Source organism: Flavobacterium beibuense (assembly GCF_004151245.1).
GTDB lineage: Bacteria > Bacteroidota > Bacteroidia > Flavobacteriales > Flavobacteriaceae > Flavobacterium > Flavobacterium beibuense_A.
The window spans coordinates 51,812-72,418 of the sequence record NZ_JUIW01000013.1; the positions used below are offsets into that span (position 1 = coordinate 51,812).

Annotated in this window: 21 protein-coding genes and 3 tRNA genes; 4 read left to right on the forward strand and 20 right to left on the reverse strand. The window is 38.0% G+C overall.

Going from position 1 to position 20,607, the window contains the following annotated elements; translation table 11 throughout:
- Nucleotides 1–32: 32 nt before the first annotated feature.
- Entirely contained in the window at nucleotides 33–560 is a 528-nt protein-coding gene (locus NU09_RS16500) for a DUF4252 domain-containing protein (protein WP_129752416.1), read from the forward strand.
- Nucleotides 561–566: 6 nt separating this feature from the next.
- Nucleotides 567–1,127 carry a DUF4252 domain-containing protein gene (locus NU09_RS16505; protein ID WP_129752417.1) on the forward strand — a complete coding sequence of 187 codons (561 nt, stop codon included), beginning with the start codon at nucleotides 567–569 and terminating at the stop codon, nucleotides 1,125–1,127.
- Nucleotides 1,128–1,175: 48 nt separating this feature from the next.
- On the opposite strand, the gene NU09_RS16510 is transcribed toward NU09_RS16505, so the two are convergent.
- The 5 genes from NU09_RS16510 to NU09_RS16530 form a co-directional block, all read right to left on the reverse strand.
- Nucleotides 1,176–1,619 (reverse strand): sterol desaturase family protein, encoded by a 444-nt coding sequence (locus NU09_RS16510; protein ID WP_129752418.1) that lies wholly within the window; start codon nucleotides 1,617–1,619, stop codon nucleotides 1,176–1,178.
- 11 nt (nucleotides 1,620–1,630) lie between these two features.
- Nucleotides 1,631–2,470: a phytoene/squalene synthase family protein gene (locus tag NU09_RS16515; RefSeq protein WP_129752419.1), complete on the reverse strand. Its 840-nt coding sequence runs from the start codon at nucleotides 2,468–2,470 to the stop codon at nucleotides 1,631–1,633.
- On the reverse strand, nucleotides 2,454–3,965 hold the full coding sequence (locus NU09_RS16520; RefSeq protein WP_129752420.1) for a phytoene desaturase family protein: 1,512 nt from the start codon (nucleotides 3,963–3,965) through the stop codon (nucleotides 2,454–2,456). The genes NU09_RS16515 and NU09_RS16520 overlap by 17 nt, the downstream gene beginning before the upstream one ends.
- Nucleotides 3,966–4,019: 54 nt before the next feature.
- Nucleotides 4,020–4,919, reverse strand: a complete 900-nt coding sequence (locus NU09_RS16525) for a MerR family transcriptional regulator (RefSeq protein WP_129752421.1) — start codon at nucleotides 4,917–4,919, stop codon at nucleotides 4,020–4,022.
- Nucleotides 4,920–5,327: 408 nt separating this feature from the next.
- On the reverse strand, nucleotides 5,328–6,542 hold the full coding sequence (locus NU09_RS16530; RefSeq protein ID WP_129752422.1) for a hypothetical protein: 1,215 nt from the start codon (nucleotides 6,540–6,542) through the stop codon (nucleotides 5,328–5,330).
- Between the two features lie 221 nt (nucleotides 6,543–6,763).
- Here NU09_RS16530 and katG point away from each other — a divergent pair, with 221 nt between their 5' ends.
- Entirely contained in the window at nucleotides 6,764–9,040 is a 2,277-nt protein-coding gene (gene katG / locus NU09_RS16535) for a catalase/peroxidase HPI (RefSeq protein ID WP_129752423.1), read from the forward strand.
- A gap of 52 nt (nucleotides 9,041–9,092) precedes the next feature.
- On the opposite strand, the gene NU09_RS16540 is transcribed toward katG, so the two are convergent.
- Nucleotides 9,093–10,088 (reverse strand): GlxA family transcriptional regulator, encoded by a 996-nt coding sequence (locus tag NU09_RS16540; RefSeq protein WP_129752424.1) that lies wholly within the window; start codon nucleotides 10,086–10,088, stop codon nucleotides 9,093–9,095.
- A gap of 184 nt (nucleotides 10,089–10,272) precedes the next feature.
- Here NU09_RS16540 and NU09_RS16545 point away from each other — a divergent pair, with 184 nt between their 5' ends.
- On the forward strand, nucleotides 10,273–11,190 hold the full coding sequence (locus tag NU09_RS16545; RefSeq protein ID WP_129752425.1) for an SRPBCC family protein: 918 nt from the start codon (nucleotides 10,273–10,275) through the stop codon (nucleotides 11,188–11,190).
- 33 nt (nucleotides 11,191–11,223) lie between these two features.
- On the opposite strand, the gene NU09_RS16550 is transcribed toward NU09_RS16545, so the two are convergent.
- The 14 genes from NU09_RS16550 to NU09_RS16615 form a co-directional block, all read right to left on the reverse strand.
- A complete protein-coding gene (locus NU09_RS16550) occupies nucleotides 11,224–12,387 on the reverse strand; it encodes an FAD-dependent oxidoreductase (protein ID WP_129752426.1) in 1,164 nt (387 codons plus the stop codon).
- Between the two features lie 29 nt (nucleotides 12,388–12,416).
- Nucleotides 12,417–13,172, reverse strand: coding sequence for a helix-turn-helix domain-containing protein (locus tag NU09_RS16555; protein WP_129752427.1), 756 nt, complete (start codon nucleotides 13,170–13,172; stop codon nucleotides 12,417–12,419).
- A gap of 16 nt (nucleotides 13,173–13,188) precedes the next feature.
- Complete coding sequence (locus tag NU09_RS16560) at nucleotides 13,189–14,106, reverse strand: helix-turn-helix domain-containing protein (protein ID WP_129752428.1); 918 nt, start codon at nucleotides 14,104–14,106, stop codon at nucleotides 13,189–13,191.
- Between the two features lie 32 nt (nucleotides 14,107–14,138).
- Nucleotides 14,139–14,897 carry an SDR family NAD(P)-dependent oxidoreductase gene (locus NU09_RS16565; protein ID WP_129752429.1) on the reverse strand — a complete coding sequence of 253 codons (759 nt, stop codon included), beginning with the start codon at nucleotides 14,895–14,897 and terminating at the stop codon, nucleotides 14,139–14,141.
- Nucleotides 14,898–15,010: 113 nt separating this feature from the next.
- Nucleotides 15,011–15,433 (reverse strand): DUF1801 domain-containing protein, encoded by a 423-nt coding sequence (locus tag NU09_RS16570; RefSeq protein WP_129752430.1) that lies wholly within the window; start codon nucleotides 15,431–15,433, stop codon nucleotides 15,011–15,013.
- A gap of 21 nt (nucleotides 15,434–15,454) precedes the next feature.
- Entirely contained in the window at nucleotides 15,455–16,063 is a 609-nt protein-coding gene (locus tag NU09_RS16575) for an alpha-ketoglutarate-dependent dioxygenase AlkB family protein (protein ID WP_129752431.1), read from the reverse strand.
- A complete protein-coding gene (locus NU09_RS16580; protein WP_129752432.1) occupies nucleotides 16,050–16,295 on the reverse strand; it encodes an Ada metal-binding domain-containing protein in 246 nt (81 codons plus the stop codon). The genes NU09_RS16575 and NU09_RS16580 overlap by 14 nt, the downstream gene beginning before the upstream one ends.
- Nucleotides 16,296–16,297: 2 nt before the next feature.
- Nucleotides 16,298–17,011, reverse strand: a complete 714-nt coding sequence (locus NU09_RS16585) for a 2OG-Fe(II) oxygenase (protein WP_129752433.1) — start codon at nucleotides 17,009–17,011, stop codon at nucleotides 16,298–16,300.
- A gap of 11 nt (nucleotides 17,012–17,022) precedes the next feature.
- A complete protein-coding gene (locus NU09_RS16590; protein ID WP_129752434.1) occupies nucleotides 17,023–17,871 on the reverse strand; it encodes a bifunctional helix-turn-helix domain-containing protein/methylated-DNA--[protein]-cysteine S-methyltransferase in 849 nt (282 codons plus the stop codon).
- Between the two features lie 155 nt (nucleotides 17,872–18,026).
- The gene (locus tag NU09_RS16595) at nucleotides 18,027–18,923 is read right to left on the reverse strand and encodes a helix-turn-helix domain-containing protein (protein ID WP_129752435.1); all 897 of its coding nucleotides are present in this window, start codon (nucleotides 18,921–18,923) and stop codon (nucleotides 18,027–18,029) included.
- A gap of 69 nt (nucleotides 18,924–18,992) precedes the next feature.
- The gene (locus tag NU09_RS16600; RefSeq protein WP_207209785.1) at nucleotides 18,993–19,991 is read right to left on the reverse strand and encodes an aldo/keto reductase; all 999 of its coding nucleotides are present in this window, start codon (nucleotides 19,989–19,991) and stop codon (nucleotides 18,993–18,995) included.
- Between the two features lie 199 nt (nucleotides 19,992–20,190).
- A tRNA-Leu gene (locus NU09_RS16605) sits at nucleotides 20,191–20,272 on the reverse strand.
- Nucleotides 20,273–20,326: 54 nt separating this feature from the next.
- Nucleotides 20,327–20,399: transfer RNA gene (locus tag NU09_RS16610), tRNA-Lys, on the reverse strand.
- A 37-nt stretch (nucleotides 20,400–20,436) separates the two neighbouring features.
- Nucleotides 20,437–20,509, reverse strand: a tRNA-Lys gene (locus NU09_RS16615).
- Nucleotides 20,510–20,607 lie beyond the last annotated feature (98 nt).

Consider the following 20,607-nt stretch of genomic DNA (forward strand, 5'->3'; position numbering starts at 1 on the left):
AATTGCCATAAACTTAATTTAAATACCACGTAATGAAAAAGCTGATTGTAACTTTTGTATTAGTGCTGATGCCAACGCTGTTTTTTGCTCAGTCCATGTTTGATAAGTTCGAGGATGAGGATGAGATAATGACGGTACTGGTTAATAAAAAGATGTTTGAACTTATGGGGAACGTAAAGTCTGACCCTAACAATAAGAACTCACAGCAATTTTTTGACCTTATAAAAAGGCTGGATAACCTTAAGGTTTTTACCACGGAAAGCACTAAGCACAAAGCGGAAATGAAAAAAACAGTGGATGCTTATCTTAAAAAGTATCCGCTTGAAGAACTGATGCGTATTAATGAAGGTGGAAGAAGTATCAAGATTTATGTAAAATCAGGTGCTACATCATCTCAGGTTAAAGAACTCCTTATGTTTATGGATGGAGGAGACGAAGAAACAGTATTAATGTCGCTTACCGGTAACTTTGATATTAAGGAGATATCTTTCCTTACGGATTATATGAAAATACCGGGTGGTGATGAGATAAAAAAAGCATCATCTAAAAAATCTAAATAACCCACGATGAAAACCATTTATTATCTTTTCGGACTTGTAATTATAGCGGTGCTTACACTGGTATCGTGCGAGTCTAAGCCATCGCTGCAAAAGTATTTTGTAGAGAAATCGCAGTCAAATGAATTTATGGCTTTTGATTTGGGTACTGATATCATTAAGGCAGCTGGTTCTGATAACCTTACGGCAGATCAGGAGAAGGCACTTAAAGCAGTAAGAAAACTTAATATACTTATATTCAAGTCAGACTCTACAGATACAAATGTAGCCCACTATAAAGAAGAGACTACAAAGGTAAAGAACATTCTTAAAAACGGCGAGTATGAGGAACTTATGAGAGTGGGTTCCGGTAAAGACGGTGCCAGTATAAACATGCTGGGGGAGAATGACGATATTGATGAGTTTGTGGTTTTCCTTCGCAAGGATGGTGTTTTTGGGCTAATAAGGGTTTTAGGAGACGAAATGACACCAACCGATGTGCTTACAATAATGCAACTGGTCGAAAAATCAGGGGTAGATATGGCACAGCTACAGCCTGCACTGAATGAAATAAATGGAAGTAAAGGTTAATCTAAAGATTATTATAAAAGAAAATCCGTTGCATTGCAGCGGATTTTTTTATTTCTTAAAGTATTTAAACGGTACGATTAGCATACCGAAACATTCTCCCTGATCTTTTCCTAAATGCTTATGGTGCATTTTATGTGCCCTCCTTACAGCTTTTGCATATCGGTTATTAGCATTTCTTAGAAACTTAAACCGCTGGTGAATAAAAATATCATGTACAAAAAAGTAAGCAATACCATAGGCTAGAATGCCTAAGCCAATGGCAAGCCCTATATCGAGTATATTGTATTTCCAAAGTAAAAAGAAGCCTATACTAACCAGCGCATAAAAAATAAAGAAAGCATCGTTGCGCTCAAACCACGAGTCATGGTCTTTTCGGTGATGGTCTTTGTGCAGGCTCCATAAAAAGCCATGCATTATAAATTTATGGGTAAACCAAGCCATAAATTCCATAAAGCAAAAAGTTAGTACAAAAACAAGTATATAAATCCACATGGCTTATAATTTTAAATAAAGTTAAGGCGATAATTTAAATAGCACTGTGCCAAAAGCCCTAATTTTTGATAATTAGGTACTCTTATACGCCTGTTCTTAATTTCAAGAGGCGGAGTGTTTTTTAGTTTTTTAAGCAATTTCCTGTAATAGGCATAGGCTGTGTAAACACCAAATTTAGCTTCAACAGGTAGTTTTAGTATCCCTTTATAACCTTCTGCAAGGTCAGCCTCTATCTCTTCAATAATCTGTCTTTTTACCTCGTCGGTCATTTCGTTGAGGTTAAGCGAAGGGAAGTAGTTGCGTTCCAGTTCCTCGGTGTCGGCTTTTAAATCCCTAAGGAAGTTTACCTTTTGAAAGGCTGAACCTAAACGCATGGCAGGGCCTTTTAGTTCCTCATAGCGCTTATCATCATTATTTACAAAAACCTTTAGGCACATTAGTCCCACCACATCTGCCGATCCATATATGTATTCGTTGTATTCAGAAAGGGTAGTGTAATCCTTTTTTACCAAATCCTGCCTCATACTGTTCATAAAGGCATCTATAAGCTGCTGTGGTATATTGTATTTTATAGCGGTATGCTGAAACGAGTTTAAAACAGGGTTTAGGCTTATTTTATCCCTAAGGGCATTAGTAAGATCTTCTTCAAAAAGGCAGAAAAGCTGTTCTTTGTCATACTCATGAAAAGTATCCACGATCTCATCGGCAAACCTTACAAAACCATAAATATTGTAAATGTCCTGCCTTATGCGTGGCGACAGCATTTTTACTGCAGAGGAGAACGACGTGCTGTAAGCACGCGTTACATTTTTACTGCACTCATAAGAGATTTTGTCAAATATTGATTTCATAGTGCTTCGTTAAGGATTTCTTTGGTTCTTTGTCCAGTTGTTTTTCTATAAGTCCCGCAACGAGTTTGCCTGATATAAGTGCAGGCGGTACTCCCGGTCCGGGAACAGTTAACTGACCCGTAAAAAACAGGTTCTTTACTTTCTTGCTTTTTAGCCCAGGCCTTAAAAATGCAGTCTGCATAAGTGTATTGGCCAGTCCGTAAGCATTTCCTTTGTATGAATTATAGTCCTTTACAAAATCGTTTACACAAAACGATTCTTTAAATAATATGCTGTCTCTAAGTTTTTGCTGTGTTAGGTTTTCCAGTCTTGTAATTATCTTTTCAAAATATTTTTCCCTTAGCTCAGGTGTATCTTCAATTCCTGGTGCAAGCGGTATTAGAAAGGTACCAGCTTCTTTACCAACAGGCATTGCATCAGTATCTGTTTTACCGGAGAAGCTGGCATAAAATAAAGGTTCGTCAGGCCATTTGGGATTATCGTAAATGTCAATGGCATGAGTATCAAAATCCGAATCAAAAAACAGGGTATGATGCTCTACATTTTCTACTGGCTTATCAAACCCTACATAAAATAATAGGGAAGAAGGGGCGAACACCTTTTTTTGCCAGTAGCCCTCATCATATTGCCTGAACTTTTTATCTAAAAGTGTTTCTGTATGATGATAGTCGGCACCGCTTAAAATAATATCGGCATATAGCTTTTCTCCATTAACGGTTATATATTCGGCACAACCTGTTTCTGATACTCCTATTTTTGAAACGGATGCATTGGTTACAAACTTCACGCCCTGTTCCTTAGCAAGTTTAACCATTCCTTCAACTACGCTGTACATTCCGTTTTTTGGATACCAGGTACCAAGGCCAAAATCGGCATAATTCATAAAGCTGTAAAAAGAAGGGGTGTCACTGGGTTTTGCACCTAAAAACAAAACAGGAAATTCGAGTATTTGCACCAAACGTTTGTTCTTGAATTTTTTACGGATGTCTTTTGAAATGTTTCCAAAAAATTGCCCGAGTTTTGCTATGGTTTGTGGGGTAACCAGTTCCAGTGGGGACAAACCCGGGCGGTAAACCAAATCTTTTATAGCAATATCATAATTGCTTTTTGCTTCACTTATAAAGTTCTTAAGCTCTGTACTGCTGCCGGGTTCGTTTTCTTCAAATACCCTGTATATATCTTCCAGGTTATCTGCTATGGTTATATAATCTTCTTTACCAAAATAAACACTATAGGCAGGAGATAGTTTTTCAAGTTGGTAGTAATCGCGTGGCTTCTTGCCGAAATCCTCAAAAAAACGCTCAAAAACATCGGGCATCCAGTACCATGTAGGCCCCATGTCAAAAGTGAAACCGTCTTTTTTCAGCTGTCTTGCCCTGCCTCCAAGCGTATCGTTCTTTTCGTAAACAGTCACGTCGTTACCTTCGCCGGCTAAATAGGCAGCGGCAGCAAGTGAGGAAAATCCTGAACCGATTATTTTAATAGTAGCATTCATTTGTTTAATAAAATTAAAAAAATATTAAACAAAAACAATAAAGCTTTTGTTAAATTAAAGTTTGTTGGTAAAGTCGGATATAGAATTAAAGACTCTTATGTTGGGGTTTAATATTTCTGTGTCTAAATATTGAGCATTCCTTCCAAAAAGGTAAAGCCTGGTCTCGTCGTCATTTATCACATGCTTTTTAAGTTCCTCTACATACTCGCTTATTTCGTTGTTGTTTGGCTCGACGGTTGTATAGGTTATAAACGTAATATTGCTGAAGTAGGTTTTAACATCCCTTAGGTTTTCAAGAGGTACACTTTCTCCTAAATATACGGTTTTATATCCATTAAGACTGAGTTCGTAGTTAAGGAACATTAATCCTAATTCGTGTATTTCGTTTAATGGCAGATATAAAACAAATGTTCTGTCAGTTTTTGTAGGCGGTGTAGTTTGTATTTTTTCGGTGTTGGATGCTAACTTCTGTTTTATCAAAAAGCTTATAAAGTGCTCATGAGCAGGGGTTATGGTGTTGGTTTGCCATAAGTGGCCTATCTCATTAAGCAGCGGAAGGAAAAAATCGTAGAATATCTCTTTAAATGATTTATCCTGTAATAGTGAGTTGTAGGTGTTTAGAAATAGTGACTGGTCAAAATTCATCATGGCCAGTTTAAAATTGTTAAGCACATGATCTGCAAGACTGCTTTTGGAAAGTATTTCCTTAACTAGTACCGGAATCTTTTCGGGAGGCATTTTAGAAATGGCTGATATCTTATATCCAAAATTGTGAAGGGTGGTGATATTAAGCAGTTTCTGAAGGTTTTTTATGTCATAAACCCGTATGTTGGTATCTGTACGCATGGGTTCCAGGATATTGTATCGTTTTTCCCAAATGCGTATAGTATGAGCCTTGATGCCGGATAGGTTTTCAAGATCTTTTATATTGAATATGTTTTTTACACTGTTCATTGTTTTTTTAAAAACTTTAAACAAAGTTAATTAAAAAATGTTTAAATAGGCTTTTCATGACTTTCTTTTTTTGCGTTACGTAATTTATTATAATAGATTTAGTGTTTTCCTGTATTGTGTTTTAAATAATATTATATCACCTTTGTATTGTAAAGCCGACTAGACGGTTATGCAATGTTTGTTCTATTATAAGCCTGCTTTGGGGACAAGGCGGGTTTTTTTGTGGCCTGTTGTAAAGGTTTACGTGTTTTTACATGATAAATTCAGTGTTTTCCTGTATTGTAAAAACAGTGCTTTGGTTGCATCTTTGTATTCAACAAATCAACCCATCAATCGTTAACGCAATGTTTGGTCAATAAAAAAGCTCCACTGTCTGCGGAGCTTTTTTTATAAAAAATATCTAAAACATTAAATAGAGTTCTCCAGTATTTTAGGTAAATCGGTTTCCCAATTGGTTACTATAAACTTATCGAATATACGATTGTCTTTCCCAATTACATAACATATATGAGAACAGTAAGTCTCTCTGTATTTTGTATATATGTCTTTATTGGCTTCAAGTTCAGTATCTATTTGTATTGTGCCGGTTTTTCTCTCTTTTATGGCAGAGTCCATTCTAATTACATGAACCTTACTGCCATATTTATTGCTTATATCAAAAAAAGCCTGTGTGGAAGCCACATCACCACCGCATCCGCAGGAGTTGACAATAATTATTATCTTATCGTGAAGGTCTGTACTGTTAATAATACTTCCTGTAGTAGTGGTAGCAGAAAAAGCAGGTGCAATCATGCCAACTTCAGTCCCTGTTTTTTCTGTAAAGCTGTTGTCTTTTATAAGTGTAATATATTCGCCGTTATTGGTAATATTTTCAAAACGGTAATGATTGTTGTTAAGTTTGATATATTGTCCCACTCCTATCTGGTCTCTTTCAAATATAGTGTCTTTTACTTTTTCATCATCTGATAATAAGGCTATTTTCGTTCCAAATACATCAGCGCTGTTATTGTAGTTAAAAACCATGTTTCGTAAATTACTGGCACCTATTTTATAGTTTTTATTATTAATGTTTATGTCGGCTGTTAAGTACTCGCTTTTACCCAGTCCCAAATCGTTATTCGAATTGCCTATCTTTATCCATGAGGAATCTTTTACAATTTGCTTTCCGTTAGAGATTTCATACCTGCATTGTACCAAATCTTTGTTTGAACCCCATTCAAAATCCCTGTAAAGACGAATAGAGTCATCAGTAAAGTCCCGATTGTTAATCTGATCAACAATAAAAACCCTTTCTTTTCCGGCTGTACCTGTCATAAGGTTAATATAATGGGGTGTTTTTGAATGTAAATCTGTTGGGAGTAACCCCCGTTTTATATTCTGAATTTGTTTAGGATAAACAACAGGGTAAGGAAATGTATCTATTGTATCTTTAAAATCCATTGAAGTAGCTCCTGCACCAAAAAATCGTCCTCCTTTGTTTTTTTTGGTTCTTATAACCAGTGTATCGTTTTCTGCAGTAAAGTGGTTAGGTTTGCTTTGTGAAAGTTGTTTGTGGTCGTCTTTACTTTTTTGACAGCCCTGAAGTATAAGTGCAATCAATAAAGCTTTAAAAAGTAGTTTCATTGTAAGGCGGTTTGTTGTTTGTAATAAAAAGCTAACGCATAAAGAAATTAAAAATTATATGTTTTGATTTCAGATTTTGCCTGAATAAGTTTTTATTATTCTGATATAGAATAAATTGATTCTCATAATCTTTGATGATGTTTTATAAAATCCTAACTTTAGGATGTTACATAATGTGCGAATTAGCAAAGTATTACCAATCATAAAAATTATTTAAGAATATGGGAAACGATTCAAACGACATCAGTAAATGTCCGTTTCATAATGGCAGCATGAAAAGCAATGTAGCCGGAGGCGGAACAAGAAATCAGGACTGGTGGCCTAACCAGCTTAAAGTAAGTGTACTTCGACAAAACTCTGAGAAATCAAACCCTATGGGAGAAGATTTCAATTATGCGGAAGCTTTTAAAACCCTTGACCTTGATGCGATTAAAAATGACCTGCACGCGTTAATGACAGATTCACAGGACTGGTGGCCTGCCGATTTTGGTCATTACGGGCCTTTATTTATACGTATGGCATGGCACAGTGCCGGAACATACCGTGTAGGAGACGGACGTGGCGGAGGGGGGGCAGGACAGCAGCGTTTTGCTCCGCTTAACAGCTGGCCTGATAACGTGAGTCTTGACAAGGCACGCAGACTGTTATGGCCAATAAAACAAAAATACGGAAACAAAATATCGTGGGCCGACTTAATGATCCTAACCGGTAATGTGGCCCTGGAGTCTATGGGCTTTAAAACCTTTGGTTTTGCCGGAGGACGCGAAGATACCTGGGAGCCGGAAGAAGATGTGTACTGGGGTGCTGAGACTACATGGTTAGGCGGCGACGTTCGTTATGCACACGGTTCGGAAGGTGTGGCGGAAGATCATGGTGTACTGGTTTCCGATGATGATGCCGATGGTGATAAACATAGCCGTAACCTTGAAAATCCGCTGGCAGCAGTACAAATGGGACTTATCTATGTAAACCCTGAAGGTCCTGATGGTAACCCCGACCCAATTGCTGCGGCAAAAGACATACGCGATACATTTGGCCGTATGGCAATGAACGATGAGGAAACCGTGGCGCTAATTGCCGGAGGGCACAGTTTTGGTAAAACTCACGGTGCTGCCCCTGCCGATCATGTGGGCAGTGAGCCGGAAGCAGCAGGTATAGAACTGCAGGGATTCGGGTGGAGTAACAGTTATAAGTCAGGTAAAGGTCCGGATACCATTACCAGCGGACTTGAAGTAACATGGACAAAAACACCTACCCAATGGAGTAACAACTTCTTTGAAAACCTTTTTGGGTTTGAATGGGAGCTCTCTAAAAGTCCGGGTGGTGCTCACCAATGGGTAGCTAAAAATGCAGATAGCTTTATACCTGATGCTTACGACAGTTCTAAAAAGCACAGGCCAACCATGCTTACTACCGACCTTTCACTTCGATTTGATCCGGCGTATGAAAAAATATCAAGACGCTTTTTTGAGAACCCTGATGAATTTGCCGATGCCTTTGCACGTGCATGGTATAAACTAACCCATCGTGATATGGGCCCAAAAGCGCGTTATCTTGGACCGGAAGTTCCGGCAGAAGAACTGCTTTGGCAGGACCCTATTCCTGAGGTAAATCATACACTTGTTAACGACAGTGATGTGGCCGATTTGAAAGAAAAAGTGCTGAACTCAGGGCTAAGCGTTTCCGAACTTGTTTCAACAGCATGGGCTTCGGCTTCAACTTTCCGAGGTTCTGATAAAAGGGGAGGGGCAAACGGTGCACGTGTTCGCCTTGAACCACAAAAAGACTGGAAGGTTAATAATCCTTCTCAATTGCAAAAAGTACTTGGAGTACTTGAAAAAATACAGTACAATTTTAACAGCTCTCAAAGCGGAGATAAAAAGATATCACTAGCCGACTTAATTGTACTTGCCGGTAATGCAGGCGTTGAGAAAGCAGCTAAAGATGCCGGATATAATACTTCAGTTCCGTTTACAGCAGGACGTATGGATGCCTCGCAGGAACAGACAGACGTAGAGTCTGTAGCATTCCTTGAGCCGTTTGCCGATCCGTTCCGTAACTATCGTAAGCATAATTCAAAAGTAACTACCGAAGAGCTAATGATAGATAAAGCTCAACTATTAACACTTACAGCACCGGAACTAACTGTGCTTGTAGGTGGTATGCGTGTACTTAATACAAACTACGATGGTTCCAACTACGGGGTGTTTACAGCGCGTCCGGGGCAGTTAACAAACGATTTCTTTGTAAACCTCCTGGACATGACTACTGAATGGAAAGCCACATCAGATGATATGGAACTTTTTCAAGGAAGGGATCGTGTTACAGGACAGGCAAAATGGGCTGCTACCCGTGCCGACCTGATATTCGGTTCAAATTCAGAACTAAGGGCTATTGCTGAGGTTTACGGACAATCGGATGCTAAAGAGAAATTTGTAAAAGACTTTGTGGCAGCATGGACCAAAGTAATGAATGCCGACAGGTTTGATTTGGCATAATCCTTAAAATTTATATATTGAAAGAATCCCGGTAATTACCGGGATTTCTTTTTTAATATTCGCTTATTGCTTCCTTATTGTACTTTCTTTTATATTCTAAAGGAGACATACCTGTTATTTTTTTAAATATCTCCCTAAAAGCTTTTTCATCTGCATAGCCTACTTCAAACATTACTTCGTTAATGTTTTTACGGGTAGTTTCAAAGGCCTTTTTAGCAGATTCAATTTTTACTCTTTGCAGGTATTCTACAGGTGTGTTTCCTGTGGCTTTTATAAAACGCCTGTCAAAATTCCTTCTTCCTACGGCAAGCTTTTGCGAAAGCTCTTCCATAGATATTTTTTCCTGAAAGTTTTCTTCAATGTAAATCTGTGCTTTTTCAATTATATCATCACCATGAGATTTTTGCCCTTTAAATATGGTAAATTCCGACTGCCTTTGCCTGTCTATTTCAATCTGGTAGATTTTAGAACAGTAAATGGCGGTCTCCCTGTCATAATACTTTTCTATAAGATAAAGGATAAGATTTAAAAAGGAATACCCTCCGCCATTGGTATAAATACCGTGTTCGTCGGTTATTAACCTGTCGGTTTTTACCATCACCTTGGGGAACAATTGTTTTAGCCTGTCGGCTGTATTCCAGTGTATGGAGCAGCTCCTGCCGTCCAGTAGTCCCGTAGAGGCTAAAATAAGCGCACCGCTGCACATACTGGCTACTTCGGCACCATTTTTATATTGCTTTTCAATCCAGTCTATTAACAGTATGTTTCCTTTTTCAGGCTGGCTAAAGTCGTGGCTTATCGCGGGTATGATTATAAGGTCAGTCTGTTTTATAGAGGAAACATTTGTTTCCGGCTTTAGGGTTAACAGGCCATTATTTATTTCTGCCTTGTCGGATACTCCTGCAAGCTGTATTTTAAACAGTTGCTCTTTGCCGTTTTCTTTCCAAAACTCATTGGCACGCCTAAAGATATCATAGGCTCCTATAATGCAGGTAAAGGTATTGAAAGAAACCTGTGCATCCGGAACTAATATGGTGAGATGTTTCATTGCTCGCTTTTTAATGTGTTGATATACTGAGTAGTGCGATATAACAAAGGTATACAATTGAATTGTCCAAATCAACCCGAAACAATGTCTAATTCACACCTTTTTATGTAGGGTATCTGTCAGTAATTTTGACATGAAGCTTCTAAATAGAAAAACAGAATTAAACTTTTAAAAATTTTAAATTATGAATAATCAGGATTTTACAACAACTATAATTACCGATGCATCTCCGTCACAAGCCTACAAGGCTATTAATAATGTGCGTGGCTGGTGGTCAGAAAACATAAACGGTGATACAGATAAACTAAATAGTGAATTTTTATATCATTATGTAGATGTTCATCGTGCAAGAATGAAGATTATAGAGATGATGCCCGATAAAAAAGTGGTTTGGCATGTGCTGGACAACTACTTTAAATTTACTGAGGATGAAACCGAATGGACAGATACTAAAATCATTTTTGAGATAACTGAAAAGGATGGAAAGACCCAAGTGAAATTTACTCATCAGGGACTGGTTCCTGATTATGAATGTTACCAGATTTGCAATGATGCATGGACACATTACATACAGGGAAGCCTTAAGGATTTGATAGAAAAAGGAAAGGGTAGCCCAACACCTATGGATACTGCTACGGGAGAAGAAAAGTATCCGGTTTCGGAAACAGGTTCAAAAACCATCTATCACAGGCTGCTTATAGAAACCCCTGTAGAAACGGTTTACGCTAACCTTACCAAACAGGAAGGTCTTGCCGGATGGTGGACACCCGATACCATTGCAAAACCTGTAACAGGAACCGTATCCAGGTTTGCCTTTGGGCCCGATTATTTTAAAGAAATGAAAGTGGAAGAACTTAAGGCCTACAGCAAAGTAAAATGGCTTTGCCTTAAAGCACAGGAAGAATGGATAGGTACAACCATTACTTTTGATCTTGAGCCGCATAAAAAAGGAGCAATACTTGTTTTCCATCATGATAACTGGAAAAACTATACGCAGGAATTTGCTGCCTGCAGTTATGCCTGGGCACTTTTCCTAAGGAGCCTTAAAATGCTGTGTGAAACAGGTAAAGGGTTGCCTTTTCCTGATTTTGATAAATATTAGTCATAAAAAAAGCAGCCGGATAGGCTGCTTTTTTTATTCAAAAGAGCTAAACATATTTAGCATATCGGTCAGTGCGTTTTCAGAATGCATGCGTTCGCCATTTTCCAGCGATTCCTGTGCAATAACAGAAGCTCTTTTGCGCATGTTGGTTTCATACTGTGTTATGGCTTCCTGCAGGGTACTGTATTTATCTGAAGTAAGGCACTCGCTAAGCTCTAAAGCATCGAGCATTGCCATATTAACACCTTCGCCTGCAAACGGAGGCATTACATGGGCAGCATCACCAAGCATGGTAAGGTTAGGCAGGCTTTCCCAGTTTTGGTCTAAAGGCATACAGTAAATAGGGCGGGGAATAAATGGTGTGGCTATATTTTCAAAAAGCTCATACCAACTGTTATCCCATTCAGGATATGTTTTTTTAAACCATTCCAATAACTGTACTTTATCATTACAATCTATATTATTTGTTTGAGCCCAGTTCTCGTCTGTCTTAAGACTAAGGTAAAATCCAAGGTCTCCGTTACCTTTTAATCCTGTAAGCACACACTTACCATTGCCGAAAGCCATTATTTTACCACCGTTGGTTATTTTATAAATATTTGGAGATCCTTTTGCAGCATTGGGTACACTTACCTCTATCATAGTAATGCCTGAATAGAAAGCCTTAACATCGGTAATATAAGGGCGTATTTTAGAGTTCGCACCATCGGCAGCGATAACAATATCTGCATAATCAGATAAACCATTTTTAAAATGCAGCAGCCATCCCTTATTTTGCTTTTCCATCGAAATGAAATGACTATCCCACACAACAGTTTCAGGTTGTAAGGAATCCAGTAATAACATTCGTAGTGGGCCACGGTCTATTTCGGGGCGAAAGTATTCGCTCTCAAAATCATCTTTTATCTCTGTTTCATGATCGCTGAATAATACTTCACCATCATGGTTGGCTATGGTTAGTTTATCAGCTCCGGGGCGGTAAGCCTTTTTAAACTCTTCTAACAGGTTTGCTGCACGAAGTGCCGCTAACCCAGAATCTTTGTGTAAATCGAGCGGAGAACCCTGCACACGGGCATGTTTGTCAAAATCCCTTTCGTATACTTTTACATGGGCTCCTTTAAGTTGTAAAAGTCTTGCCAGAGTAAGGCCGCCGGGACCGCCGCCTATAATTGTTATTTTTTTACTGTTTAATTTCATACCATTAATTTTTAATTAACGGTACAAAGTTATTTTCGCTTCAGGAGGGATAATAGTACAAATCGGTCGTCTTTGTTTTTGGATAATTCTTTTGGTACCACGCCCGAGAATTTCTTTATTTCCTTGATGAAGTGGTTCTGATCGGTAAAGTTAAGTTCTGGGAACAGTTTTCCTTTGGCAACATGTTCCAGCGATTTCCTGAAACGTAAAATACTGCAATAAGATTTTAGGGAAAGGCCAAAGTATTGTGTAAAGTAACGGTTAATTTGCCTGCTGCTCCAGGATACGTTTTCCGATAGTTCTTTTACGGTCATCTCTCCCTTAGAGGCATAAATAAGGTTAAACAGTTTACGTTTCCTTTCGTCAACTTCTTTAGGCACAAGGCTTTTTACCTTATCGGAAATCTTTTTATAAAAAGTATCAAAGTCGTTGAGGTCGTTATCGTTAAAACCCCAAAAGTCGTTAGGATAGTCTTTTGCACCGTTTAGAAAATCGGCAATGAAAGTCTGCAAAATATATTCAACTGCCAGCGGCTTAAAGCTAATGGCAAAGTTGAGGGTTTGTGGTGGTACGCTTCGTTGTTCCGGTTCGGTTTCCAGTCCCATCAACGTTACATGAAAAGGCTCGGTAGCCGATCGGGAAAAGAACAGGTCTATACGCCCGTCTGGCAATACAACAACTTCTCTTGGTTCATTTGCCGGATTATGAAACACGCCTATACTTTCTACAAAGTCGGCCAACGATTCTTCAGGTTCAATAAATTTACAATAGAAGGTGTCGTTCATTTAGGGTGTTTGATTATCAATTAAAAGTTCTTCTAAACGCTATTGGTGATAGATTGGTCTTTATTTTAAAAAGCCTGCTGAAAGACTGAGAATGCTCAAAACCTAATTCATAAGCTATTTCGGACACAGATAAGGCTGTAGTGGATAATTTTTCCTTAGCTGTTTCTATAAGTCTGTTGTGTATATATTGTTGTGTGCTTTGTCCGGTTAAAGAGCGTAACATATCGCTTAGATAGCTAGGGGACAGGTTGAGTTGTTGGGAAAGGTACTGTACAGTTGGCAATCCCTGAGCAGATAAGTTTTTATCCTGAAAATGGGTGTCCAATAGCTCTTCAAGCTTTTGAAGTACATTATTGTTTATCGCTTTTCGGGTAATAAACTGTCGTTTGTAAAAACGGTTGCTGTAGCTTAACAATAGCTCGATAAGTGAAATAACTATATCCTGACTAAAATTATCTATTCTCTCTTGTAATTCGTCATCGATGTTTTTGAAAATAGAAATAATAACTTTCTTTTCTTTGGAAGAAAGGTGCAACGCTTCGTTAGCCGAGTAAGAAAAGAATCCATATTGTTTTATGCTCTTTGCTATGGGATATGACAGCAAAAAATCAGGATGGACTATTAAAGTGTATCCCGTATGGTCGCCATTATTTTCACCATTTGCCGTTACCTGATTAGGAGAAACAAATAATAATCCGCCTTCGTCAAAGTCATAATAACTCTGGCCGTATTTTAATTTCCCGCTAAGATTCTCTTTGTATGATATTTTATAGAAAACAGAAGTATGAGAATTAGGGAGACTAGCATTGTCTAATATATTATTACTAATGTTTATTAAACTTATAAGAGGATGCAAGGGTTTAGGCAGCCCAAGCATCCTGTGTAAGTCGAATAGTGAATTATAGCAGTAAGGAGTGTTCTTATCCTGTTCCATGTAGTAAATTTACTAAAATATTCTGTTGATTATTACCACGGAATCTCTCCTGTTTCCGGATTGTTGTCTTCACAAAAGAACTTACCTGTTGGACCGTTGTTGTCAATCAGGGTGTATTTAAGTATATGTTGTGCAGCTGTTTGTACGGTAGCTTTACCAAGATGATGATTAAAGTCGGTAGCAGTTGAAGGCGGGCTAACGGCATTTACCTTGAAGTTAGTATCACGCAGCTCAAAAGCCAGATTGATGGTATACATATTTAAAGCCGATTTTGATGACTGGTAAACCACTCCTTTGTATTGGTAATACTTATAGTTAGGGTCGCTATGTAAAGTAAGAGACCCTTGGCTTGAACTTACATTTGTTATGCGGGGTTCTGATGATTTTTCTAATAAATCCAAAAAGGCCTTGGTAACTCTTACCACACCAAATACATTAACCTCATATACTTCTTTATAGATATCCACACTTGTTGTTGCAGCTTTATGCATTATAGGCGTATCTGCCTGAAACTCTATTCCGTTAATGCCTGCATTATTAATAAGGATATCCAGGACTTCTGTTTTTTTTCCTATTACAGCACGTGCTTCGTCAACAGATTCCTGTTGGGTAACATCTAACTGTACCGCTTCTACGTTTTTAAGACCTTCGTCGTTAAGGGTTTTAACGGCTTCTAATCCGTTTTTTAAACTTCGGCTTCCTAAATAGATATAAAAGCCTTTTTGTGCCAGTTGTCTTGAAAGCTCTAAACCAATTCCTTTATTGGCCCCTGTAATCAATACTTTTTTCATTTTATCTGTTTTAATTTGATAAAACAAAGGTCAATAGACTAGAATGAACAGACGTAGCTAAATTGAGGGATTATGTAACTAAATACAGGAAGTTAATAGATTAGGATTAAAGATTATTCATTTTCAATCCTATAGCGTATAGCCTCTTCAAGTATATCAATATTTATGTCTTTTAGTGTTTTAAATTTAATGCAATACCCTGTTACGCTGGCTTTACCTATTCTTTCTCCATAGGCTTGAACTAAGTACTTTTTATCTTCTATTCCCAGTATATAAACAGATATTCCGGTTTTGTTTGCACTAATACCAATCTGAAAAAAATCGCGGGTACTTCCGTTAGTATACTTTATTACAAAGAAACCGTACCCTATGGTTGGATTGGCAACCGTTTTGTTATTACTGTCAACACCACTGTCAAACCACAGCTTTCCATTAGGCATTATTTTAAGCATCAGTTCATGCAGTTGCTGCATGTCGGCACGTTTTGGCTCGGGCTGACTGGCAATAAGTTCTTCTATTTGTTTTTCTACGTTCATAAAAAATATAAAGACATTTCTTTACTCTTCAATTGTTCTAAAAGTCAGGTTTACTCTGGGAGAGTTAATCTTTGTTGTGGGAGGTAGCCGATGCAGCCAATGTGTTTGTGTAGTATCCTTCATTACCAATAAACTACCATGTTCCAAAAAACAGTCTATTTTTTCTTTGCTTACCTTGTGCTTAAAGGCAAATTTTCTTTCTGCCCCAAAACTCAAAGAGCCTATAGCTCCGTTTTTCTTCAAATCTTTTTCACCATCGCTGTGCCAGGCCATTCCCTCGCTTCCGTTATGATATAAATTAAGTAAACAGGAGTTAAATGTTTCTCCTGTTTCCTGTTCGGCTAAAAGTTTTAACTCCAATAATTCTTTCGTCCACGGCAAAGCATGTTTTGTGGTGTTTGAATAGGTATATTCAAACGGTTTTTCTCCATACCAGGCTACTTTTCGCTTGGTTATTATCTTCTTACCGAAAATAACAGCCTCGTCATTTCGCCATTCAATGGTTTCTAAAAGGCTTTTCAGGTAAAAGTCTGCCCGTTGTTTGTTTACTATCCTTCCGTAATAATTTACTGTTCCGTCATACGGAAGCCAGTTTCTTTCTTTATCGGGAGTTTGGTTAAATAAGTCCATCTTTCCACTTTTTGTATTCTGTTTTCATGCAATGTCCACAGGGGCGGAATTGATTTTCTATGGCCTCCAGTTCAGAACCAAAGAAAACCCTGTTTTCCTGTTTCATTCGTTTTCCCGATTTGCAGGATAACTGTCCGTAAATTTTAAGCTCTTTATTTCCACCAAAGCTTATTTCTCCGGCCTTAATTTTGGCCCTTAACAACGTATTTGATATTTCAGAATGCTCAATCATAATTAACTTACCGCATCGTGAAAAATTATTCCTAAACTATGGCGACTGCCAGATTTTACTTCGCTAACTCCGTGTTTCATGTTAATCCGGTAATAGCCCTTGCTGCCTTTTTCAGGTTTAAAATTAGTGGTAAAAATCAATACATCACCTTTTCCCGGCTTTAAAACAATCGCTTTAGACTGGGCTCGGGGTATTTGCTGTGTGAGTACAAATTCGCCTCCCGTAAAATCACTATCGGGTTCATCCAGTACAAAAACAATCTGAATAGGGAAATAAATATCTCCATACAGGTCCTGATGCAAAGTGTTGAAACCGCCTTTACCATATTTTAAAATCAGGACAGTAGCTTTCTCCTGTCCGTTTTCATGACACTGTTTAAGCAGCTCTTCGTGTAGTGATGGAAATTCCCTTTCAATTTTCAGGGCTTTAAACCAAGCATTGGCAATAGGCGCAAGATAGGGATAAATAGTTGTCCTAAGGGTTTGGATAATGTCCGGTAACGGGTAATCGAAATATTTGTACTCGCCTAAACCAAAGCGATGACGAGCCATTGTTACTGTTTTTCGGTACAGGTTTGAATCGTTATAATTGGCTTTTAATGACTCACATTGCTCTTTAGTTAGTAAGCTTTCTATAATGGCATAACCGTTTTGATGCATAGATTCGGTAATGTTTGTCCAATCGATGCTTTCTATTTTTTGAATGATGTCCTGCATTTGTCTGACTGTTAGATTTCTGAATGGGTTTTGGCTCCTTCCCAACCTATAATGGCAGTTTTTCGGGTACTTCCCCACATGTACTCCCCAAAGTTCCCTGTAGATTGTATTACACGATGGCAGGGGATAAGATAAGCAACGGGATTGCTCCCGATAGCTGTTCCTACAGCTCTTGATGCATTGGGATTGCCTATGCTTTCGGCCAGCCTGCCGTAAGTGGAAAGACCACCCATAGGGATTTTTAAAAGGCTTTCCCATACCTTTAATTGAAAATCAGTGCCTTTTAAATGCAGTTTTATTTTATTTAACTTACTCCAGTCGTTTTGGAAAATGAACAATGCATTTTGCTGCATTAAATCCAGTTTTCTGTGAAATGCAGCGTTAGGAAATTTATCCTGCAGGTTTTTTAATGCCGTTTCTTCATTGTTTTCAAAAGCCATATAACAAATACCTTTTGATGTGGAAGCGACTATTAATGACCCAAACGGACTCTCAGCAAAACTGTAGTTGATTTGCAGATTTTTACCTCCATTCTTGTACTCCATAGGGGTCATTCCCTCAATGTTTATAAACAGGTCATGCAGTCTGCTGGTGCTTGAAAGTCCGGTTTCGTAGGCTGTGTCAAATAAGGTAGCCTGTTCTTCTTTCAGGATTTTTTTTGCATGTTCTATGCTTATAAACTGCAGGAATTTCTTAGGACTTGTACCTGCCCAGTCCGTAAACATTCTTTGAAAATGCGACTGGCTTATGTGTACCTTATCCGCAATTTCATCCAAATTGGGCTGCGATTTAAAGTTTTCCTTTATATACTCAATTGCTTTTGCAATTCTGTCGTAATTAAGTTGATCTTGTGTTTCCATTTCTCTGAATCTTATAATGCAAATTTCTTAATGATTTAGCGGTTATAAAATCCGAAACCTGCTATGTTTTGGAGAGAAGGAAAGGTATTAAAAAATAAAGCCCGTTACAAAAAGGGTTTAGTTAATTGTGTTTTCCTGGTAGTTGTTTTTTATTATTAGTTAAATGTTTGCCTGAATTCAAGAGGTGACAAACTGGTTTTCTTCTTAAATAGTGTACTGAACGATTGTGCGTGTTCAAAACCTAATGCATATGCAATTTCACTTACCGATAAATTTGTTGTTGAGAGTTTTTCTTTTGCCTTTTCAATTAACCTTTGATGTATATGCTGCTGTGTGCTCTGTCCTGTATGCATGCGCAACAAATCGCTCAGGTAGTTTGGAGACAAGTTCATGAGTTCGGCCACGCGTTGTACCGTTAATAGTTGTGGTTGCATTGTTGTATTGCTCTCAAAATACTCATCAACAAGGCGTTCAAATTTGGCAAGCAGTTGATGATTGTGGTTTTTGCGTGTTATAAACTGTCGCTCGTAAAATCGATTGGAATAATTGAGCAATAACTCAATTTGAGATAGGATGATTTCCTGAGTATACTTATCAATATGCTGGCATTCCTTATCTATTTTGTTTAATATTGTAATGAGATCATCTTCTTCTTCAGCAGAAAGATGCAGCGCTTCGTTTACAGCGTAAGAGAAAAATGTATAAGTGTTAATGTTACCTGCCAGAGGATGGGCGAGCAAAAAGTCAGTATGGAAAATAAGCAGGTAGCCTGATCCGCATTCTATATTGTTCAAGTCCAATTGTTGCACCTGATTAGGAGCAGTAAAGCTAAGAACACCTTTATTGTAATCATAATGTTGCTGACCGTATCGTATTTTACCCTTTACTTCCTTTTTGAGGGCAACACAATAAAAGCTGTTTACAAAACCTTTCCACACATCATCTTCCATAAATATGCTTTCGTCAAGATTAATTACACTTACCAACGGATGGCGTGGCTCCGGCAAAGAGAGTAATCGGTGAAATTCTGAAACTGATTTGATTGTATTCATGATACTAATTTAAACATTTTAAAGAGTATAGTAGCGGTTGCATATTTAAAATGCAACCGCATCAGTGTGTTAATCAATTAGCCCCATACTAAAATCATCGTATGGATTACCAGTGTCAGTCCCTAAAGGCACAATACTTTCAAGTTTAGTTATATCTGCTTCATTCAATTCGATTTCGGTAGCCGCTATGTTTTGCTCTAAGTATTTTCTTCGTTTGGTACCAGGTATAGGTAAGATACCTTTGTTCATAATCCAGGCCAGGGCCAACTGAGATGAGGTTATTTCTTTCTCTTCAGCCATTTTCTCAATGGCTTTAACCAACTCAATATTTTTATAAAAATACTTTTCCTGGAAACGGGGAATTGCCCTGCGAAAATCATTTTCCGGTAAGTCGTCTATAGTTCTTATCTGTCCGGATAAAAAACCACGTCCTAATGGTGAGTAAGCGACAAAGCCTATTCCAAGTTCATTTAGCGTGTTCAATATACCACGTTCTTCTGTTGTGCGCTCAAATAAAGAGTATTCACTTTGTACAGCCGTAATGGTGTGAACCGCATGAGCTCTTTTTATAGTTTCAGATGATACTTCTGATAGGCCAAGATAACCCACTTTTCCTTCCTTTACCAGTTGGCTCATTGCTTCAACAGTTTCTTCAATAGGTGTGTTTTTGTCAAGTCGGTGCATGTAGTATAAATCAATGTAATCTGTGTTAAGATTTTTAAGTGAACGCTCCACCGCTTTTTTTACATATTCTTTTTTACCGTTAATAGCCCAGGTTACTTTGTTATTGTCATCTATTTCCCAACCAAATTTTGACGCGATAATGTATTTATCCCTGTTACCGTTTATTGCTTTAGCAATTAACTGTTCGTTTTTAAAAGGTCCGTATAAATCGGCAGTATCTAAAAAATTACCACCCAGTTCCAGTGATCTGTGAATGGTGGCAATAGCTTCCTTTTCATCTGCCTCGCCATACATATTTCCATCTTCAAAACCAGTCATACCCATACAACCTAAACCTATAATTGGTACAGTTAGCCCCTGGCTTCCTAAATTCATTTTTTTCATAATTATAGTATTAATTTTGATAGGGCAAAATTCGCTTAGGATACTTTAATGTTTGTATTCAAAGCCCTGATAGTTGTATGCAAATCAGGGATTGGCTAAAAATGCATCGAGTGAAAGGGCTAAAGATTCAGATACAATTCGATAAAAAGCATATAAAAAAAAGCCTGAGAATTAAATTTCTCAGGCTTTTTGTTTTTTGTGACCATGACTGGATTCGAACCAGCACGCCTTGCGGCACCACCCCCTCAAGATGGCGAGTCTACCAATTCCTCCACATGGCCGTTAGGTATAGAGCAAAAAAAAAGTTAAGCATAAAAGAACGCTTAACTTTTTTGTGACCCGACTGGGGCTCGAACCCAGGACCCCAACATTAAAAGTGTTGTGCTCTACCAACTGAGCTATCGAGTCATTGCTTTCAGGGATAAATAACTTTGGTCTTTATTAGTGACCCGACTGGGGCTCGAACCCAGGACCCCAACATTAAAAGTGTTGTGCTCTACCAACTGAGCTATCGAGTCATTATTCATTCCCTGAATGCGGGTGCAAATATACGCATGTATTATTTATAATTCAAAGCGAAAATGTCATAAATTTGAGTTTTTTTTTATTAATTTAT

Bases quoted from the DNA above. Each gene is read 5' to 3' on its own strand.
- NU09_RS16550 (WP_129752426.1), bottom strand. From the start codon at position 12,387: ATGAAATTAAACAGTAAAAAAATAACAATTATAGGCGGCGGTCCCGGC.
- NU09_RS16515 (WP_129752419.1), bottom strand. From the start codon at position 2,470: ATGAAATCAATATTTGACAAAATCTCTTATGAGTGCAGTAAAAATGTA.
- NU09_RS16575 (WP_129752431.1), bottom strand. From the start codon at position 16,063: ATGGACTTATTTAACCAAACTCCCGATAAAGAAAGAAACTGGCTTCCG.
- NU09_RS16530 (WP_129752422.1), bottom strand. From the start codon at position 6,542: ATGAAACTACTTTTTAAAGCTTTATTGATTGCACTTATACTTCAGGGC.
- NU09_RS16500 (WP_129752416.1), top strand. From the start codon at position 33: ATGAAAAAGCTGATTGTAACTTTTGTATTAGTGCTGATGCCAACGCTG.
- NU09_RS16585 (WP_129752433.1), bottom strand. From the start codon at position 17,011: ATGCAGGACATCATTCAAAAAATAGAAAGCATCGATTGGACAAACATT.
- NU09_RS16560 (WP_129752428.1), bottom strand. From the start codon at position 14,106: ATGGAACAGGATAAGAACACTCCTTACTGCTATAATTCACTATTCGAC.
- NU09_RS16565 (WP_129752429.1), bottom strand. From the start codon at position 14,897: ATGAAAAAAGTATTGATTACAGGGGCCAATAAAGGAATTGGTTTAGAG.
- NU09_RS16505 (WP_129752417.1), top strand. From the start codon at position 567: ATGAAAACCATTTATTATCTTTTCGGACTTGTAATTATAGCGGTGCTT.
- NU09_RS16525 (WP_129752421.1), bottom strand. From the start codon at position 4,919: ATGAACAGTGTAAAAAACATATTCAATATAAAAGATCTTGAAAACCTA.
- NU09_RS16580 (WP_129752432.1), bottom strand. From the start codon at position 16,295: ATGATTGAGCATTCTGAAATATCAAATACGTTGTTAAGGGCCAAAATT.
- NU09_RS16555 (WP_129752427.1), bottom strand. From the start codon at position 13,172: ATGAACGACACCTTCTATTGTAAATTTATTGAACCTGAAGAATCGTTG.
- katG (WP_129752423.1), top strand. From the start codon at position 6,764: ATGGGAAACGATTCAAACGACATCAGTAAATGTCCGTTTCATAATGGC.
- NU09_RS16600 (WP_207209785.1), bottom strand. From the start codon at position 19,991: ATGAAAAAAATGAATTTAGGAAGCCAGGGGCTAACTGTACCAATTATA.
- NU09_RS16510 (WP_129752418.1), bottom strand. From the start codon at position 1,619: ATGTGGATTTATATACTTGTTTTTGTACTAACTTTTTGCTTTATGGAA.
- NU09_RS16590 (WP_129752434.1), bottom strand. From the start codon at position 17,871: ATGGAAACACAAGATCAACTTAATTACGACAGAATTGCAAAAGCAATT.
- NU09_RS16595 (WP_129752435.1), bottom strand. From the start codon at position 18,923: ATGAATACAATCAAATCAGTTTCAGAATTTCACCGATTACTCTCTTTG.
- NU09_RS16540 (WP_129752424.1), bottom strand. From the start codon at position 10,088: ATGAAACATCTCACCATATTAGTTCCGGATGCACAGGTTTCTTTCAAT.
- NU09_RS16520 (WP_129752420.1), bottom strand. From the start codon at position 3,965: ATGAATGCTACTATTAAAATAATCGGTTCAGGATTTTCCTCACTTGCT.
- NU09_RS16570 (WP_129752430.1), bottom strand. From the start codon at position 15,433: ATGAACGTAGAAAAACAAATAGAAGAACTTATTGCCAGTCAGCCCGAG.
- NU09_RS16545 (WP_129752425.1), top strand. From the start codon at position 10,273: ATGAATAATCAGGATTTTACAACAACTATAATTACCGATGCATCTCCG.